We start from the raw sequence: 15996 nt of genomic DNA on the forward strand, positions 1-15996 counted from the left end.
GCACTGGCCGCCGCCGCACGGGCGCGGGGCCGGTCCGGCCGAGCAGCTGCTGATCGACCAGGAGCTGGCCGCGGCCGGGGTCGACCGGCCCGACCTGGTCATCGGCTGGTGGGCGGCCCCGACGATCCTCGAGCACGGCACCCCCGAGCAGGTCGAGCGATTCGTGCCGCCCACCCTGAGTGGCGAGCTGATCTGGTGCCAGTTGTTCTCCGAGCCGGGCGCCGGCTCCGACCTCGCGGCCTTGCGCACCAAAGCCGTTCGCGCCGAAGGTGGTTGGAAGCTGACGGGACAGAAGGTGTGGACGTCCTCGGCGCACCGGGCGCAGTGGGGAGTCTGCCTGGCCCGCACCGATCCCGACGCTCCGAAGCACAAGGGCATCACCTACTTCCTCGTCGACATGGCCTCGCCCGGCATCGTGATCCGGCCGCTGCGCGAGATCACGGGCGACGAACTGTTCAACGAGGTGTTCTTCGACGACGTGTTCGTGCCCGACGAGATGGTGGTCGGCTCGGTCAACGACGGCTGGCGACTGGCGCGCACCACCCTCGCCAACGAGCGCGTCGCGATGGCCGCGGGCACCGCGCTGGGCAATCCGATGGAGGAATTGCTGCGCACCGTCACCGAACTCGACCTCGACGTCGCCGAGCAGGACCGCCTCGGCACCCTGATCCTGTCCGCCCAGATCGGCGCGCTGCTCGACCAGCGGATCGCCCAACTCGCGGTGGGCGGTCAGGATCCCGGTCCGCAGTCCAGTGTCCGCAAGCTGATCGGGGTGCGGCACCGTCAGGCGCTGGCTGAGTTCAAGATGGACCTGTCAGAGGGTGCCGGCGCCGTGCACAGCCCCCAGGTGTTCGAGTTCCTCAACACCCGCTGCCTGACCATCGCGGGCGGCACGGAGCAGATCCTGCTGACGCTCGCCGGGGAGCGCCTGCTGGGCCTGCCGCGCTAGTTGAACGAGGCCTGCGCGCAGGCGTCCGGCGACGTCAAGTTGACGCCTGCGTACACGACTTGGATGTGGGCGCACACGATCAGCGGCACGTCGTTCCTGTGCTGTCCCGTCCGCCAGTCTGTGGGCCAGGTGTTGCCCTGCACAGTGAACTTCTCGGGCGGCCCGCCGCCGAAGTAAACCGTCGACAACTCGACGTAAGTCTGCGACTTGAACAGCCGGGTGTTCGGCGAAACGAACTGAGTCTCGACCCAGACCCCGCGGTCCATGGTTCGCACCGTCGTGGTCTGGCGGCCGTACGCGTCGCCGGGAAACCCGATCACACCCTCGGGGGCGCGCAGGTTGGCGGCAGTGTTCCACAGGCAGTTCGATTCGGCCGCAATGCAGTTCGCGGTGACGTGCATCTCGAGCGTGGTGGTGGGGTTCACCGGAATAGAGGAGTGGGCCGTGTCGATCGCAGCGGATGCGGCCGGATTCGGTGCGATGAACATCAACGCCGACATCCCCGCCAGCCAGACTGTCAATCGCTTGGTCACGTTGTTCCCTTCGGTGCGGCGAATGATAGCCCTTCGCTACTCGTCGTAAGTGACTTCAACCGATTCCGACCGCGGCAGCGCCTGGCATCCCAGGATCAGGCCCTCGTCGAGATCGGACTGCTCGAGCACGTCGTTGATCGGCATCTCGACGTCCCCGCTCTTCTTGAGCACCGCACACGCGCCGCAGTGGCCCTCGCGGCAGGAGAACGGCGCGTCGAGTCCCTTGTCGAGCAGGACGTCGAGCAGTTTGGCCTTGCGCGGCCACGTCACCTCGTGAGTGGCGCCGTCGAGTGTCACCACCGCGGTCGCGGGGCCTTCGTCGCTGTCGTCCTCCTCGATCACCACTGCGGCGAACGGGTCGGATTCGAGCGACTTGAACACCTCGAGATGGATGCGGTTGTCGGCGGCGCCTGCGCTGCGCAGGGCCTTCTCGGCGGCGGTCATGAACGGTCCTGGCCCGCAGATGTACGCGTCGTGGCCGGCGTAGGGCGCGATGAGGCCCGCCAGCGCGGCCGGGTCGGGCAGGCCCTGCACGGTCTCGAGCCAGTGCACGACGGTCAACCGGTCGGGGTGTTCGGCGGCCAGGTCGCGCAACGCGCCGCCGAAGATCACCGACTTCTCGTCGCGGTTCGCGTAGAGCAGGACCACCCTGCCGCTGCCCTTCACCAGCGCCGACTTCAGGATCGCCAGCATCGGCGTGATCCCGCTGCCCGCGGCGAGCAACAGGAAGTCGCCGTCCAGTGTCTTGGGCACGAACGTGCCCGACGGCGCCAGCACGTGCAGCTTCATGCCGGGGTGCGCGTGATCGCACAGCCAGTTCGACGCGTAGCCGTCGGCGGTGCGCTTGACCGTCACGGTCAGCGGATCGTCGGTGAACGGCGAGCTGCACAGCGAGTAGCAGCGGGCGACGGAACCGGTGCGGTCGCTGGGCACCCGAAGGGTCAGGAACTGCCCCGGTGCGTAGCGCAGCCGCTCGGCGGGAATCTCCGGGTCACCGGGCCCGTCAGGCACCTTGAACACCAACGAACGCGCGTCGGCGGTCTCCTCGACCACGTCGGCCACTTCGAGCTCGAGCACGTGGCTGCCGAGCGGCTCGTCGGTCACGTCGCCTCAACCCTTCCGTCGCGTAGAATTAGAACAGGTTACAGAAATGCATGTGCGCAGGTCCAGCCGCCACAGGAATACGCTGCTCGACACAAATCGTAACGTGTTCTAATCTTTGTCCAGCCCTACTTCCGGGAGGCACTCCAGTGACGTCCATTGAACAGCGTGACGTGCAGTCGGTCCTAGCCGGCATCGACGATCTGCTGCCGCTGATCGCCAAGCGCGCCCAATCCGCCGAGGAACTGCGGCGCCTCCCCGACGAGACGATCAATGAACTCGACGAGGTCGGTTTCTTCAAGCTGCTGCAGCCCGAGCAGTGGGGAGGCCTGCAGTGCGACCCGACCGCCTTCTACGAGGCCGTCCGGCGGATCGCCAGCGCGTGCGGCTCCACGGGCTGGGTGAGCTCGATCATCGGCGTGCACAACTGGCATCTGGCGCTGTTCGACCAGCAGGCCCAGGACGAGGTCTGGGGCGGCGACCCGACGGTCCGGGTGTCCTCGTCGTACGCCCCGATGGGTGCGGGCACCGTGGTCGACGGCGGCTACCTGGTCAGCGGTGCGTGGCAGTGGTCGTCCGGATGTGACCACGCCACCTGGGCGTTCCTCGGCGGCCCGGTGATCAAGGACGGCAGGCCGGTCGACTTCGGCAGCTTCCTGATCCCGCGCAGCGACTACCGCATCGACGACGTCTGGAACGTGGTGGGGCTCAAGGGCACCGGCAGCAACACCGTCGTGGTCAAGGACGTCTTCGTCCCGCGCCACCGGTTCCTGTCGTATCGGGCGATGAACGACGGCACCGCGGGTGGCTACGAGAACAACACCGCGCCGGTCTACAAGATGCCGTGGGGCACCATGCATCCCACCACGATCAGCGCACCCATCATGGGAATGGCCTACGGCGCCTATGACGCGCACGTCGAGCATCAGGGCAAGCGCGTGCGTGCGGCGTTCGCGGGCGAGAAGTCCAAGGACGACCCGTTCGCCAAGATCCGCATCGCCGAGGCCGCCAGCGACATCGACGCCGGCTGGCGTCAGCTGATCGGCAACGTCCGCGACGAGTACCAGCTGCTGCAGGCCGGCCAGGACATCCCGTTCGAGCTGCGCGCCAGGGCCCGCCGCGACCAGGTGCGCGCCACCGCCCGCGCCATCGCCTCGATCGACCTGCTCTTCGAGGCGTCGGGCGCCACCGCGCTCAATCTCGACCAGCCCGTCCAGCGGTTCTGGCGCGACGCACACGCCGGCCGGGTGCACGCCGCCAACGAGCCCGAGCGTGCCTACCTGATCTTCGGCAACGACGCATTCGGGCTGCCGCCGCAGGACACGATGGTCTAAATGACGTCGTACATCAAACAGGTCGAGACGCAGGCCGAGGTCACCTTCGAGTCGACGTCGCGGTACGCGCAGGTGGCCGACGACATGAAGCTGCACTACCACGAGGCGGGCGTCGGCAACGGCGAGACGATCGTGCTGCTGCACGGCGGCGGTCCCGGCGCGTCGAGCTGGTCGAACTTCGGCCGCAATATTGCGGTGCTGGCCAGGCACTTCCACGTCCTGGCCGTCGATCAGCCGGGCTACGGCCACTCGAGCAAGCACACCGAACACGAGCAGTACAACCGCTACAGCGCCAACGCGCTGCTCGGCCTGTTCGACCACCTCGGCATCGAACGCGCTGCGCTGGTGGGCAACTCGCTCGGCGGCGGCACCGCTGTGCGCTTCGCGCTGGACAATCCGAAGCGGGCGGGCCGGCTGGTGCTGATGGGCCCCGGGGGTCTGAGCGTCAATTTGTTCGCCCCTGATCCCACCGAAGGCGTCAAGCTGCTGGGCCGCTTCACCGCGGATCCCACCCGCGAGAACATGGAGCGCTTCCTGCGCATCATGGTCTTCGACCAGAAGATGGTGACGCCCGAACTGGTCGACGAGCGGTTCGCGATCGCGAGCCAGCCGGAGTCGCTGGCCGCCGCGCGGGCGATGGGGAAGTCGTTCGCCGGGGCGGATTTCGAGCTCGGCATGATGTGGCGCGAGGTGTACAAGCTGCGCCAGCCGATACTGCTGATCTGGGGCCGGGAGGACCGGGTCAACCCGCTCGACGGCGCCCTGGTGGCGCTCAAGCAGATCCCCCGGGTGCAGCTGCACGTCTTCGGGCAGTGCGGCCACTGGGCTCAGCTGGAGAAGTTCGACGAATTCAACAAGCTCACCATCGATTTCCTGGGAGGTACACGATGAGCATCCGTTCTCTGGGGTACCTGCGCATCGAGAGCGCCGACGTCGGCGCCTGGCGCGAGTACGCGTTGAAGGTGCTCGGCATGGTCGAGGGCAAGGGCCCCACCGAGGGCGCGCTCTACCTGCGGATGGACGAGTTCCCGGCCCGCATGGTGATCGTGCCCGGTGACCGTGACCGGCTGCTGTCGTCGGGTTGGGAGACCGCGAACGCCGCTGCGCTGCAGGACATCCGCAACCGTCTCGACATCGAGGGGACGCCGTACAAGGAGGCCACGGCCGCCGAACTCGCCGACCGTCGCGTCGACGAGATGATCGTCTTCGACGACCCGTCGGGCAACACCATCGAGGTGTTCCACGGGGTGGCCCTGGAGCACCGCCGTGTCGTGAGCCCCTACGGCCACAAGTTCGTCACCGAGGAGCAGGGCCTCGGCCACGTGGTGCTGACCACCCGCGACGACGCCGAGACGCTGCACTTCTACCGCGATGTGCTCGGCTTCCACCTGCGCGACTCGATGCGACTGCCACCGCAGCTGGTCGGCCGTCCCGCCGACGGAGCGCCGGCGTGGCTGCGGTTCCTCGGCGTGAACCCGAGGCACCACAGCCTGGCGTTCATGCCCGGCGAGACCCCCAGCGGCATCGTGCATCTCATGGTCGAGGTCGAGAACGCCGACGACGTGGGCCTGTGCCTGGACCGGGCGCTGCGGCGCAAGGTCAAGATGTCGGCGACCCTGGGGCGGCACGTCAACGACAAGATGCTCTCGTTCTACATGAAGACCCCCGGTGGCTTCGACGTCGAGTTCGGTTGCGAGGGGCTCGAAGTGGAGGATGACGCCACGTGGATCGCTCGCGAGAGCACCGCGGTCAGTCTGTGGGGGCACGACTTCAGCGTCGGCTTCAAGTAGCGATGAGCGTCCGCGCGAAGAGCCGAGGACACTGATGGCCGCCGAGCCCATCGACCCGCGCACATTCCGGCATGTGCTCGGCCAGTTCTGCACCGGCATCACGATCATCACGACGGTGCACGACGACGAGCCGGTCGGCTTCGCGTGCCAGTCCTTCGCGGCGCTGTCGCTCGACCCGCCGCTGGTGCTGTTCTGCCCCACGAAGGTGTCGCGGTCCTGGCAGGCGATCGAGGCGAGCGGCAAGTTCTGCGTCAACGTTCTGCACGAGAAGCAGAAGGACGTCTCGGCGCGGTTCGGGTCGAAGACTCCGGACAAGTTCGCCGGAATCGACTGGCGGCTCTCGAAGCTCGGCTCGCCGGTGATCGACGGCACGCTCGCGCACATCGACTGCACGGTGGCCTCGGTGCACGACGGTGGCGATCACTTCGTGGTGTTCGGCGCGGTGCACTCGCTTTCCGAGGTGCCGAAGAAGAAGCCGCGGCCGCTGCTGTTCTACCGCGGCGAGTACACCGGCATCGAGCCCGACAAGAACTCGCCGGCGCAGTGGCGCGACGACCTCGAGGCCTTCCTCACGGCCACCACCCCCGACACCTGGCTCTAGCGCACATCCGTTTTCCGCGAGGGTGCGTGTCTGCCGGCGACACGCCGCGCGGACTCCAGCAAATGTGCACGCTCGCGCGGCGCCGGCGATCGGGGCCGGCAAATCCGTCGCCGGCGCGGCGTTGATTGATTCGGCACATTGCTGCCCGTACGGGAAGCCGCCTCTGCTGGGGCGTCGCCGCGGTGACGCGTGCGCGTAACCGCGCTGTCATACGGATCTACATGCCTGGGCGAAGCGCTCGCTCGGTCCAGAAGTCATCCACATGCTGGACGGTGCAAACACCAACGGCCAGTGGTACTTCTGTCGCTTGTGCCGACTTCACGCTGCTGTCAGCCTTGGTGCGACAGGAGCGGCGAAACGACAGCGCGGGGGGCACGAAATGACAAGCATCACAATTCGATCCGAGGAGCCGGACGAAGTCGACGACACCGTCGAGTTCCCTCTCGTCGCCGCGATGCCGGTGCTCATCACAGAACAGCAAGTGCGATTCGCAACGGCGGCAGCCGAAGTCGCCGTGTCGCGCCGGCGGCCGTGGTCCTGGCTGGCCACGATGCGGACGCCGCGCAAGCCGCATCGGCGCCACCGCCCTTCTCGGCGTGCTGATTACATGGAGCACGCCGCGATGTCGCGGGAGATGCACCGGCTCTGATGCCGACTAAAGCTGCGCGTCGATGAAGTCGACGATCGCCGCCGCCACCTCGCGATGGACGGTCTCGTTGAGGATGTCGTGGCGGCCCGGGAACTCTTGCAGCTGTAGCGGATCGATCTGCTCGGCATACGCCCGGACGGCGCCGATCGAGGCGATCGGATCGTCGGTGCCGTGCACGGCCAGCGTCGGCACCTCGAGACCTGGCAGGTCTGCCCCGAATCTGTCCCAGCCGCGGTCGAGTTCGCGGGCCAGCGCAGTGGTGTCGGCGTCGACGAACGCGAGCGGATCGTTCTCCAGGGTGTCCAGGTAGAACGGGTCGGCCGACAGCCAATCGGGGTCCAGCTGGACGGACGTGTCGGCATCGAGCAGTTCGGCGACGGGCACGAGCGGTGCGCCCGAGATCACGGCGGCGGCGGCACGGGCGTCACCGTCCAGCAGCCGGAACAGGGTGACGATCGCGCCGAACGAGTGGCCCTGCGCGATCACGGGCACACCGGCCTCGGCGGCCAGTGCGGTCAGCGAATCGGCGAGGGCGGAGCTGTCCTCGATCGAGCCGAAGTCACCACGGTCGCCCGGGCTCAGGCCGTGACCGAACTGATCCACCGCCCACAAATCGATGCCCGCGGCATTCAGGGCGAAGCCGTAGCGGTGGTAGACGCCGGTGTGCTCGCCGAAGCCGTGCAGGAAGACGACGGCCGCCCGGGGCTCGTCAACGGCCCAGTGCCGGTAGTACGCGCGGCCGCGATCGTGGTCGAGGAAGGGCATGGCTGACTGCACCACGCGCGCAACCGCGGGCGCAAGGTGTCGTCAGTGCCGCTGTGCCGTGTCGAGGATCAGCTGCACCGTGTCGTGCGGTCGGTCCCAGTGCGGAAAGTGCCCACAGTCGTCGAACCAGTGCATCGTGGCATCGGGGAAACGCTCCTGGGCGCGAGCGGCCTGACTCGGTGGCGTCACCCGATCCTTTCGACCCCAACCGATCACCACCGGAGCCCGCAGCGTTCCAGCGGGTGCCCCCTGCTGCCTCGGCCCGTGCACCAGAGCATGCATCGCCGCATCCAGGCTGGTGGAGCGCTTGAACGCCCGCAATTCCGTGCGCACCAAATCTGCGGGCAGGCGCCAGGGTCTGGCGGAGAACTGCAGCAGCAGCGCCGTTCGGGTCAGCGGGGTAGCGGCCAACGCGGGGATGAGTGGGTCGATGGCACGCACCAGCTTCAGCGACGGGCCGACCGTCGCGCCGAACATCCGCGCCTGGGTATCGGTCCAGAACCCGCCCGGATTCAGTGCCACCACCGCACCACCGTGACCGCGCCGCGCCATCTCCAGTGCGATGCGCGCGCCCATCGAACTCCCGACGACGCTGACGTCGCCGAGGTCCTGTTCGACGACGAAGTCCTGCACGGCATCGGTCAGCGCCGCGACGGTGACCTCACCGGGCAGCGGGGCGCTGGCGCCGAAGCCGGGCAGATCCACGGCGACCACCTCGTGCCGGGCGGCCAGCGCCGGGACGACGGGATCCCAGTTGTGCAGCTGCGAGATGCCGTGGACCAGCAGCAGTGGCGGACCGGAGCCATACCGACGGAAATGCATGGGGGTGGTCTACCCACACGGCCGGACACGGCGGTGACGATCCTATGAACGTCCCAGCAGCACGTCGCGCTGCTCGGTGACCCGGGCCCGGATCGCGCTCACCACGGCCGAGACCTCGGGCCGGCGCATCGTCTCCGCCCGAGTCACCAGCCAGTAGCTCAGCCGGACGGCGACGGCGTCGGGCAACACCCGCACCAGGTCGTCGTGGCGGTCGGCCATGAAACACGGCAGCAGTCCGAGGCCGGCGGCCGCCCGGGTGGCCTCGACGTGCACGAACACGTTGGTCGACGTCACCGACTCGCGCATCGCCGGAGCGAAACTGGTGGCCACGTCCAGGTCGTCGACCTGGAGCATCGAGTCGATGAAGTACACCAGCGGATAGTCGGTCAGCGCGTCGATGCCGCGGGGCGTTCCGTGCTCGGCCAGATAGGAGCGCGCGCCGTACAGCCCGAGACAGTAGTCGCCGAGCCGGATCGCCTCGGCACGATGCACCTGCGGCTCACCGACGACGACCTCGATGTCCAGGCCCGACCGCTGCTGGGTGGCCCGCCGGGTGGCCGCGACGATCTCCACCGCCACCCTCGGATGGCGCCGCTGCACCTGGGCCGCCGCGGGCGCGGCGATGTAGGCGCTGAAGCCGTCGGTCGCCGACAGGCGCACCACGCCCTCGATGGCCCGCTCGCCGCCGGGATCGGCGTCGAGTGAGCGCACCGCCGTCTCGACCGCCTCGGCCGCGGACAGCGCGGCCCTGCCCAGGTCGGTGAGTTCCCAGCCGCCTGCCACCCGGGTGAGCACCCGCCCGCCCATCGACTGCTCGAGCGCGGCGATCCGCCGCGAGATGGTGGTGTGGTTGAGCCCGAGTTCCTCCGCCGCGGTGGTGTACCGGCCGGACCGTCCGACGGCCAGCAGCACCAGCAGGTCGTCTGCGCTGGGCCGTCGGGCGGGCACGTTCACGTCTGCAGTTTTGCAGATCGAAGCTGCGAATTTGACCATTGCGGCGCGGTCGAGGTGCATGAATACTCACCTGCAGAGTGCGGTCGGTCACATTGCGGCCTTCATATGTCCTGCGTCATGAACGGAGCGTGCGATGAGCGTGCAGGAACCGGCACAGCCGGACACCAGTACTCCCGGCTCGATCACCCAGGGGCTGAAACGCGTCGTCGTGGCGTCGATGGCCGGCACGGTCGTCGAGTGGTACGAGTTCTTCCTCTACGGCACCGCCGCGACGCTGGTGTTCAACAAGATCTTCTTCTCCGAGACCACCAGTGAGCTGAACGCGATCTTCCTGGCGTTCGCGACCTACGCGGTCGGGTTCGTGGCGCGCCCGGTCGGCGGCGTGGTGTTCGGCCACTTCGGCGACAAGTACGGCCGCAAGAAGCTGCTGCAGTTCAGCCTGATCCTGGTCGGTGCGGCGACGTTCCTGATGGGCTGCCTGCCGACGTACGGGCAGATCGGTTACTGGGCGCCGGGCCTGTTGGTGACGCTGCGGTTCATCCAGGGCTTCGCGGTCGGCGGTGAATGGGGCGGTGCGGTACTGCTGGTCGCCGAGCACAGCCCCAACCGCCAGCGTGGATTCTGGGCCAGCTGGCCGCAGGCCGGTGTGCCGGTCGGCAACCTGTTGGCCACCGTGGTGCTGCTGGTGCTCACCACGACACTGCCGGACTCCGCATTCCTGTCGTGGGGCTGGCGCGTGGCGTTCTGGCTGTCGGCCGTCGTGGTGCTGGTCGGCTACTACATCAGGACCAAGGTCACCGACGCCCCGATCTTCCTCGCCGCCCAGCAGGAGGTGGAGCGGGTGAAGGCCACCTCGTTCGGCGTGCTCGAGGTGCTGAAGCGTTACCCGCGTGGCGTTTTCACCGCGATGGGCCTGCGCTTCGGTGAGAACATCATGTACTACCTGGTGGTCACGTTCTCCATCACCTACCTCAAGACCCAGGTCGGGGCGGACACCACGTCCATTCTCTGGTACCTGCTGGTCGCGCACGCGGTGCACTTCGCGGTGGTGCCGCTCGTCGGCTGGCTGTCCGACCGCTACGGCCGCAGGCCGGTGTACATGGTCGGCGCGATCACCGGCGCCACCTGGGGGTTCTTCGCCTTCCCGATGATGAACAGCGCGAACTATGTGATCGTCACGGCGGCCGTCACCATCGGCCTGGTGTTCCATGCGCTGATGTACGCTCCGCAGCCGGCGATCATGGCCGAGATGTTCCCGACACGGATGCGGTATTCCGGTGTGTCCCTGGGTTATCAGGTCACCTCGATCGTCGCGGGATCGCTCGCGCCGCTCATCGCGGTCAAGCTGCTCGACATCTACGGCTCCTCGGTGCCGGTCGCCATCTACCTGGCCGCGGCGTGCGCCGTCACCCTGATCGCGGTGTTCTACACGAGGGAGACCCGGGGCATCGACCTCGAGTCCCTCGACGAGGCCGACCGCGCGGACCTCGCCCGGGAAGCCGAGGCCGCCCGCCCATGACCGATCTCGACGGGCGCAGCGCCCTGGTCACCGGCGGCGCGAGCGGCATCGGCGCGGCCTGCGCACGGGAACTCGCGGCGAGGGGCGCGACGGTCACCGTCGCCGACCTCGACGACGTCGCCGCCAAGGCGGTCGCCGACGAGATCGGCGGAAAGGCCTGGGCGGTGGACCTTTCCGATGTCGCCGCACTCGAGGATCTGACGCTCGACGTCGACATCCTGGTCAACAACGCCGGTGTGCAGCACGTCAGCCCGATCACCGACTTCCCGCCCGAGAAGTTCCGCTTCATCCTGGCACTCATGGTGGAGGCGCCGTTCCTGCTGATCCGCGCGGCGCTGCCGCACATGTACGAGCGGGAATTCGGGCGGATCGTCAACATCTCCTCGGTGCACGGCCTCCGCGCGTCGGAGTTCAAGTCCGCCTACGTCACCGCCAAGCATGCGCTCGAGGGACTGTCGAAGGTGACGGCGCTGGAGGGCGGCCCGCGCGGGGTGACCAGCAACTGCGTCGACCCCGGGTACGTGCGCACGCCACTGGTCACCAAACAGATAGCCGATCAGTCCAAGGCGCACGGCATCGCCGAGGATGAGGTGGTGACACAGATACTCCTCAAGGAGGCCGCGATCAAACGGCTCGTCGAACCGGCCGAGGTGGCCTCGCTGGTGGGTTGGCTCACCGGCCCGCAGGCCGGCATGGTCACCGGCGCCTCGTACACGATGGACGGCGGGTGGAGCGCACGATGACCGACGTCTCCGATGCGGTCGAACCGCAGTGGGTCCCCACCGACCGGGACGTCGCCGAGTCCGTCGTCACCGACTTCGCCGGATTCGTCGCCGCCCGCACGGGACGCGACATGCCCGACTACCAGACGTTGTGGCAGTGGTCGGTCGACGATCTCGCCGGCTTCTGGTCGGCGCTGTGGGAGTACTTCGAGCTGGGCGACGCACCGGCCCAGGTGCTCGCCGACGACGAGATGCCCGGGGCCCAGTGGTTCCCCGGCACCCGCTGCAACTACGTCGACCAGGTCAGGCGGCAGGCGCGCGGTGACCGCACCGCCGTCATCTACGTCGACGAGGACGGCAACGGCACCGAGACGTCGTGGGACGAATTGATCGGCCGTGCAGCGGCTTTTGCGCAGACGCTGCGCGACCTCGGTGTCGGTCCGGGCGACCGCGTCGCGGGGTATCTGCCGAACGTCCCCGAGGCGGTGGTGGCTTTCCTGGCGACCGCGGCCATCGGCGCCGTCTGGAGCGCCTGCGGCCAGGACTACACTGCACGGGCCGCGCTCGACCGCCTCGGCCAGCTCGAGCCGACCGTGCTCGTCGCCGCCGACGGCTACCGGTTCAACGGCAAGGTGCACGACAAACGCGACGAGATCAGCACGCTGCGCGCCGGACTGCCGACGTGCAAGGCCGCCGTCCTGGTGTCGCGCCTGGGTCTCGACGCCCCCGACGACTGGCTGGACTGGGCCGCCGTCAGCGCTCCCGGTGACGCCGAGCTGAACACCGAGCAGGTCGAGTTCGGCCACCCGCTGTGGGTGCTGTACTCCTCGGGCACCACCGGCCTGCCGAAGGGCATCGTGCACGGGCACGGCGGCGTCCTGGTGGAGCACCTCAAAGCCGTTGCGCTGCAGTCGGACATCGGTGCCGACGACGTGTTCTTCTGGTACACCAGCCCGAGCTGGATGATGTGGAACTACCAGGTGGCGGGCCTGCTGGTGGGGGCGACCATCATCTGCTACGACGGCAGCCCCACCTGCCCGACACCCGACGCGCTGTGGAAGGTCGCGGCCCGCTTCGGCGTCACGGTGCTCGGCACCAGCCCCGGTTACGTGCTGGCCTGCGCCAAGGCCGGGGCGGTGCCTCGCCGGGACCACGACCTCTCGGCGCTCGAGACGGTCGGCATCACCGGATCGTCGCTGCCCGCGTCCTCATCGATGTGGTTGCACGACAACGTCGGTGAGCACGTGCAGGTGTCTTCGATCAGTGGCGGCACCGACGTGGTGTCGGCCTTCGCCGGCGGGGTCCGCACGGTGCCGGTGTGGCCGGGCGAGCTGTCGGCGCCCTTCCTCGGTGTCGCGCTCGACGCCTGGGACGAATCCGGTCAGCCCGTCCGCGGCGAGGTCGGCGAGCTCGTCATCACCAAGCCGATGCCGTCGATGCCGGTGTCGTTCTGGAACGATGACGACGGAAGCCGCTACCGCGACGCCTATTTCGAGATGTACCCGGGGGTGTGGCGGCACGGCGACTGGATCACCCGCACCGAGCGGGGCAGCATCGTGGTGCACGGCCGCTCGGACTCCACCCTCAACCGGCACGGGATCCGGATGGGCAGCGCGGACATCTACCAGGCCGTCGAGGGGCTGCCGGAGATCGCCGAGGCGCTGGTGATCGGCATCGAACAATCCGACGGCGGCTACTGGATGCCGCTGTTCGTCACCCTCGCCGACGGCGGTGAACTCACCGACGAACTACGCGCCACGATCAAGGACACCATCCGGGCCGACGTCTCACCGCGCCACGTGCCGGACCAGATCGTGCTCGCACCCGGCATCCCGCACACCCGCACCGGCAAGAAGCTCGAGGTGCCGGTCAAGAAGCTGTTGCAGGGCGCCGATCCGGCGAAGGTGGTCAACCCGAGCGCGGTCGACGACCCGGCGCTGCTGCAGTGGTACGCGCAGCAGAAGCCCTAGCGTCCGGCCAGCCACGGCCCGATCCGGCGCAGCGCCTCGGTGATGTCGCCGGTGGGGCCGGCGAAGGAGAGCCGGACGAACGAGCCGCCATGCACGGTGTCGAAGTCGATTCCCGGTGCGATGGCGACGCCGGTGTCCGCCAACAGCTTCGAACAGAACGACATCGAGTCGGTGGTGTGGTCGGACACGTCGGCGTAGACGTAGAACGCGCCGTCGGTGGGTGCGACCCGGTCGACGCCGACCTGCCGCAGGCCGTCGAGCAGCAGCCGCCGGTTGTCGGCGTAGTGCCGCAGCAGGCCGTCGGACTCCGCGATGGATTCCGGGGTGAAGGCGGCGACGGCCGCGTGCTGGGCCAGCGCGGGCGGACAGATGGTGAAGTTGCCCGTCAGCCGGTCGACCGCGCGCCGGAGTTCCTCGGGCACCAGCAGCCAGCCGAGCCGCCATCCCGTCATCGCGAAGTACTTCGAGAAGCTGTTGACCACCACGGCATCCCGCGACGTCTGCCAGGCGCAGCTGGTGGCGGGGGCGCCGTCGTACACCAGGCCGTGGTACACCTCGTCGCTGATCAGCCGCACACCTGAGGCGGCGCACCACGAGGCGATGGCCGCGAGTTCGTCGGGGGCGATCACCGTTCCGGTGGGGTTGGCCGGGCTGGCCACGATGACGCCATGCACCGGCGGATCGAGTTCGGCGAGCTGGCGGGCGGTGGGCTGGAACCGGGTGTCCGGCCCGCACGGGATCTCGACCACCTCGCAGCCCAGCGCCGAGAGGATGTTGCGGTAGCAGGGATAGCCGGGACTGGCGATCGCCACCCGGTCGCCGACGTCGAAGCACGCCAGGAACGTCAGCAGGAAGCCGCCCGACGAGCCGGTGGTGATCACCACGTCGTCGGGCTGCACGTCAAGGCCGTAGCGGTCGTCGTAGCGCTGCGCGATCGCGGCCCGCAGTTCCGGGATGCCCAGTGCGACGGTGTACCCGAGCTGATCGCCCTGCAGTGCGGCCACGGCCGCCTCGCGCACCGCCGTCGGTGCGCCGGCGCTGGGCTGACCCGCCGACAGGTTCACCAGGTCGCCGTGCGAGCGCTGCCGTTGCGCGGCGGCCAGCCAGACGTCCATCACGTAGAACGGCGGGATGCCTGCCCTCAGTGCCACCCGGTCACTCATTGCGCCAGGCTACTGAAGCGGGTTGTGCTGCTTGCGCGAGGCGGCCGAGCGGGGCGGCCGGTCGCGCATGTGGTCGCGGACCCGGCTCATCAGGTCGCCGAGGGTCTGCACGTCGGAGTCGGAGAGCGCGCCGTAGAGCAGGTCGCGCACCACCTCGATGTGGCCGGGTAGGACCTTCTCCACCCGGCGCCGGCCCGCCCGGGTGATGTCGACGACCGTCGCCCGCTGGTCGTGCGGGCTCGCGGTGCGGGTGATGAGGCCCGCCTTCTCCAGCAGGCCGGCCTGATGGGTGAGGCCGCTGCGGCTGTAGACCACGCCGTCGGCCAGCTCGGTCATGGTGAGTGGCCGGTCGGCGTCGGCCAGCGTGGCCAGCACCTCGAACTGCACGTAGCTCAGGTCGCCCTCGGCCTGTAGCTGCTGCCGCACGGCGTACTGCAGCAGGCTCACCGCCTCGGTGAGCGCGAAGTAGGTCCGCATCTGTGCGGGTCCGAGGGCTTCGGCCATGTCGCCAGCATAGTGCTTCGAGCTCGAAACAATCACTCCTGCGAGTCGGGAATGCTTCGCGTTCGAAGCAAGTTACTCCGGGTGCAACTGCTTCGATATCGAAGCAACCGACGAAGGAGGACATCATGAAGGCTGCGATCTACCACCGGTACGGCGACAGCGGAGTGCTGCGCTACGAGGACGTCCAGCGGCCGACGCCGGGCGCAGGCGAGGTTCTCGTGAAGGTCGCCGCGACCTCGTTCAACCCGGTCGACGCCGGCATCCGGGGCGGCTACCTGTCCGAGGTGTACGCCATCGCGTTCCCACACACGCCGGGCATCGACGTCGCGGGCACGGTCGCCGAACTCGGCGACGGGGTGGACGGCTGGCAGCTCGGCGACGCCGTCGTGGGCATGCTTGCACTCGATGCCGACGGAGCCGCCGCGGAGTACGTCGTCGCACCGGCCGAGGCGCTGACCGCCGCGCCACACTCGGTCGCCCTGGCCGACGCCGCCGCCCTGCCGACGGTCGGGCTGACGGCCTGGCAGGCACTGTTCGACATCGCCGGGCTGACGGCGGGGCAGACGATCCTGATCAACGGCGCGGGCGGCGCGGTCGGCGGGTACGCCGTCCAGCTCGCC

Annotated in this window: 17 protein-coding genes; 10 read left to right on the top strand and 7 right to left on the bottom strand. The window is 68.7% G+C overall.

What is annotated here, in order from left to right:
- Positions 1 to 949, top strand: a 949-nt coding sequence (locus Q2100_RS12435; RefSeq protein ID WP_302914298.1) for an acyl-CoA dehydrogenase family protein, incomplete at its 5' end; no start/stop codon positions are given.
- Here Q2100_RS12435 and Q2100_RS12440 read toward each other — a convergent pair.
- Positions 946 to 1482 (bottom strand): hypothetical protein, encoded by a 537-nt coding sequence (locus Q2100_RS12440; RefSeq protein WP_302914299.1) that lies wholly within the window; start codon positions 1480 to 1482, stop codon positions 946 to 948. The two genes, Q2100_RS12435 and Q2100_RS12440, sit on opposite strands and share 4 nt — an antisense overlap.
- 36 nt (positions 1483 to 1518) lie before the next feature.
- Positions 1519 to 2586, bottom strand: a complete 1068-nt coding sequence (locus tag Q2100_RS12445) for a ferredoxin--NADP reductase (protein WP_302914300.1) — start codon at positions 2584 to 2586, stop codon at positions 1519 to 1521.
- A gap of 146 nt (positions 2587 to 2732) precedes the next feature.
- Here Q2100_RS12445 and hsaA point away from each other — a divergent pair, with 146 nt between their 5' ends.
- From hsaA to Q2100_RS12470, 5 genes are all read left to right on the top strand, one after another.
- Positions 2733 to 3917 carry a 3-hydroxy-9,10-secoandrosta-1,3,5(10)-triene-9,17-dione monooxygenase oxygenase subunit gene (gene hsaA, locus Q2100_RS12450; RefSeq protein ID WP_302914301.1) on the top strand — a complete coding sequence of 395 codons (1185 nt, stop codon included), beginning with the start codon at positions 2733 to 2735 and terminating at the stop codon, positions 3915 to 3917.
- Positions 3918 to 4808 carry a 4,5:9,10-diseco-3-hydroxy-5,9,17-trioxoandrosta-1(10),2-diene-4-oate hydrolase gene (hsaD, locus tag Q2100_RS12455; RefSeq protein ID WP_264016091.1) on the top strand — a complete coding sequence of 297 codons (891 nt, stop codon included), beginning with the start codon at positions 3918 to 3920 and terminating at the stop codon, positions 4806 to 4808. It begins immediately after the preceding gene.
- On the top strand, positions 4805 to 5707 hold the full coding sequence (gene hsaC, locus Q2100_RS12460) for an iron-dependent extradiol dioxygenase HsaC (RefSeq protein WP_302914302.1): 903 nt from the start codon (positions 4805 to 4807) through the stop codon (positions 5705 to 5707). The genes hsaD and hsaC overlap by 4 nt, the downstream gene beginning before the upstream one ends.
- A gap of 34 nt (positions 5708 to 5741) precedes the next feature.
- Positions 5742 to 6308 carry a 3-hydroxy-9,10-secoandrosta-1,3,5(10)-triene-9,17-dione monooxygenase reductase subunit gene (gene hsaB / locus Q2100_RS12465; protein WP_264016093.1) on the top strand — a complete coding sequence of 189 codons (567 nt, stop codon included), beginning with the start codon at positions 5742 to 5744 and terminating at the stop codon, positions 6306 to 6308.
- Positions 6309 to 6570: 262 nt separating this feature from the next.
- On the top strand, positions 6571 to 6957 hold the full coding sequence (locus tag Q2100_RS12470) for a hypothetical protein (RefSeq protein WP_302914303.1): 387 nt from the start codon (positions 6571 to 6573) through the stop codon (positions 6955 to 6957).
- 6 nt (positions 6958 to 6963) lie between these two features.
- Here Q2100_RS12470 and Q2100_RS12475 read toward each other — a convergent pair whose 3' ends face one another.
- Genes Q2100_RS12475 through Q2100_RS12485 form a run of 3 tightly spaced genes read right to left on the bottom strand, consistent with a single transcriptional unit; the run spans position 6964 to position 9537 of the window.
- Positions 6964 to 7722 carry an alpha/beta hydrolase gene (locus Q2100_RS12475; protein ID WP_302914311.1) on the bottom strand — a complete coding sequence of 253 codons (759 nt, stop codon included), beginning with the start codon at positions 7720 to 7722 and terminating at the stop codon, positions 6964 to 6966.
- Positions 7723 to 7764: 42 nt separating this feature from the next.
- Positions 7765 to 8544, bottom strand: coding sequence for an alpha/beta fold hydrolase (locus Q2100_RS12480; protein WP_302914304.1), 780 nt, complete (start codon positions 8542 to 8544; stop codon positions 7765 to 7767).
- A 42-nt stretch (positions 8545 to 8586) separates the two neighbouring features.
- Complete coding sequence (locus Q2100_RS12485; protein ID WP_302914312.1) at positions 8587 to 9537, bottom strand: LysR family transcriptional regulator; 951 nt, start codon at positions 9535 to 9537, stop codon at positions 8587 to 8589.
- 94 nt (positions 9538 to 9631) lie between these two features.
- Between Q2100_RS12485 and Q2100_RS12490 the strand changes: the two genes are divergently transcribed.
- Genes Q2100_RS12490 through Q2100_RS12500 form a run of 3 tightly spaced genes read left to right on the top strand, consistent with a single transcriptional unit; the run spans position 9632 to position 13709 of the window.
- A complete protein-coding gene (locus tag Q2100_RS12490) occupies positions 9632 to 11017 on the top strand; it encodes an MFS transporter (RefSeq protein ID WP_302914305.1) in 1386 nt (461 codons plus the stop codon).
- Positions 11014 to 11760 carry a 3-hydroxybutyrate dehydrogenase gene (locus Q2100_RS12495; protein WP_302914306.1) on the top strand — a complete coding sequence of 249 codons (747 nt, stop codon included), beginning with the start codon at positions 11014 to 11016 and terminating at the stop codon, positions 11758 to 11760. Before Q2100_RS12490 ends, Q2100_RS12495 begins: the two co-directional genes overlap by 4 nt.
- Positions 11757 to 13709 carry an acetoacetate--CoA ligase gene (locus Q2100_RS12500; RefSeq protein WP_302914307.1) on the top strand — a complete coding sequence of 651 codons (1953 nt, stop codon included), beginning with the start codon at positions 11757 to 11759 and terminating at the stop codon, positions 13707 to 13709. The genes Q2100_RS12495 and Q2100_RS12500 overlap by 4 nt, the downstream gene beginning before the upstream one ends.
- Here the strand turns inward: Q2100_RS12500 and Q2100_RS12505 are convergent.
- Both Q2100_RS12505 and Q2100_RS12510 read right to left on the bottom strand, forming a co-directional pair.
- Positions 13706 to 14872, bottom strand: coding sequence for a pyridoxal phosphate-dependent aminotransferase (locus Q2100_RS12505; RefSeq protein ID WP_302914308.1), 1167 nt, complete (start codon positions 14870 to 14872; stop codon positions 13706 to 13708). The two genes, Q2100_RS12500 and Q2100_RS12505, sit on opposite strands and share 4 nt — an antisense overlap.
- Positions 14873 to 14881: 9 nt before the next feature.
- Complete coding sequence (locus tag Q2100_RS12510) at positions 14882 to 15376, bottom strand: MarR family winged helix-turn-helix transcriptional regulator (protein WP_302914309.1); 495 nt, start codon at positions 15374 to 15376, stop codon at positions 14882 to 14884.
- Between the two features lie 125 nt (positions 15377 to 15501).
- Between Q2100_RS12510 and Q2100_RS12515 the strand changes: the two genes are divergently transcribed.
- The coding region (locus tag Q2100_RS12515) for an alcohol dehydrogenase catalytic domain-containing protein (RefSeq protein ID WP_302914310.1) at positions 15502 to 15996 on the top strand (495 nt) is incomplete at its 3' end.

Origin of the sequence: Mycolicibacterium arseniciresistens (assembly GCF_030519285.1) — a bacterium.
Classification (GTDB): Bacteria; Actinomycetota; Actinomycetes; order Mycobacteriales; family Mycobacteriaceae; genus Mycobacterium; species Mycobacterium arseniciresistens.

Bases quoted from the DNA above. Each gene is read 5' to 3' on its own strand.
- Q2100_RS12500 (WP_302914307.1), top strand. From the start codon at position 11,757: ATGACCGACGTCTCCGATGCGGTCGAACCGCAGTGGGTCCCCACCGAC.
- Q2100_RS12470 (WP_302914303.1), top strand. From the start codon at position 6,571: ATGCTGGACGGTGCAAACACCAACGGCCAGTGGTACTTCTGTCGCTTG.
- Q2100_RS12510 (WP_302914309.1), bottom strand. From the start codon at position 15,376: ATGGCCGAAGCCCTCGGACCCGCACAGATGCGGACCTACTTCGCGCTC.
- hsaD (WP_264016091.1), top strand. From the start codon at position 3,918: ATGACGTCGTACATCAAACAGGTCGAGACGCAGGCCGAGGTCACCTTC.
- Q2100_RS12475 (WP_302914311.1), bottom strand. From the start codon at position 7,722: ATGCCCTTCCTCGACCACGATCGCGGCCGCGCGTACTACCGGCACTGG.
- Q2100_RS12480 (WP_302914304.1), bottom strand. From the start codon at position 8,544: ATGCATTTCCGTCGGTATGGCTCCGGTCCGCCACTGCTGCTGGTCCAC.
- Q2100_RS12490 (WP_302914305.1), top strand. From the start codon at position 9,632: ATGAGCGTGCAGGAACCGGCACAGCCGGACACCAGTACTCCCGGCTCG.
- Q2100_RS12505 (WP_302914308.1), bottom strand. From the start codon at position 14,872: ATGAGTGACCGGGTGGCACTGAGGGCAGGCATCCCGCCGTTCTACGTG.
- Q2100_RS12485 (WP_302914312.1), bottom strand. From the start codon at position 9,537: ATGGTCAAATTCGCAGCTTCGATCTGCAAAACTGCAGACGTGAACGTG.
- hsaC (WP_302914302.1), top strand. From the start codon at position 4,805: ATGAGCATCCGTTCTCTGGGGTACCTGCGCATCGAGAGCGCCGACGTC.
- Q2100_RS12495 (WP_302914306.1), top strand. From the start codon at position 11,014: ATGACCGATCTCGACGGGCGCAGCGCCCTGGTCACCGGCGGCGCGAGC.
- hsaB (WP_264016093.1), top strand. From the start codon at position 5,742: ATGGCCGCCGAGCCCATCGACCCGCGCACATTCCGGCATGTGCTCGGC.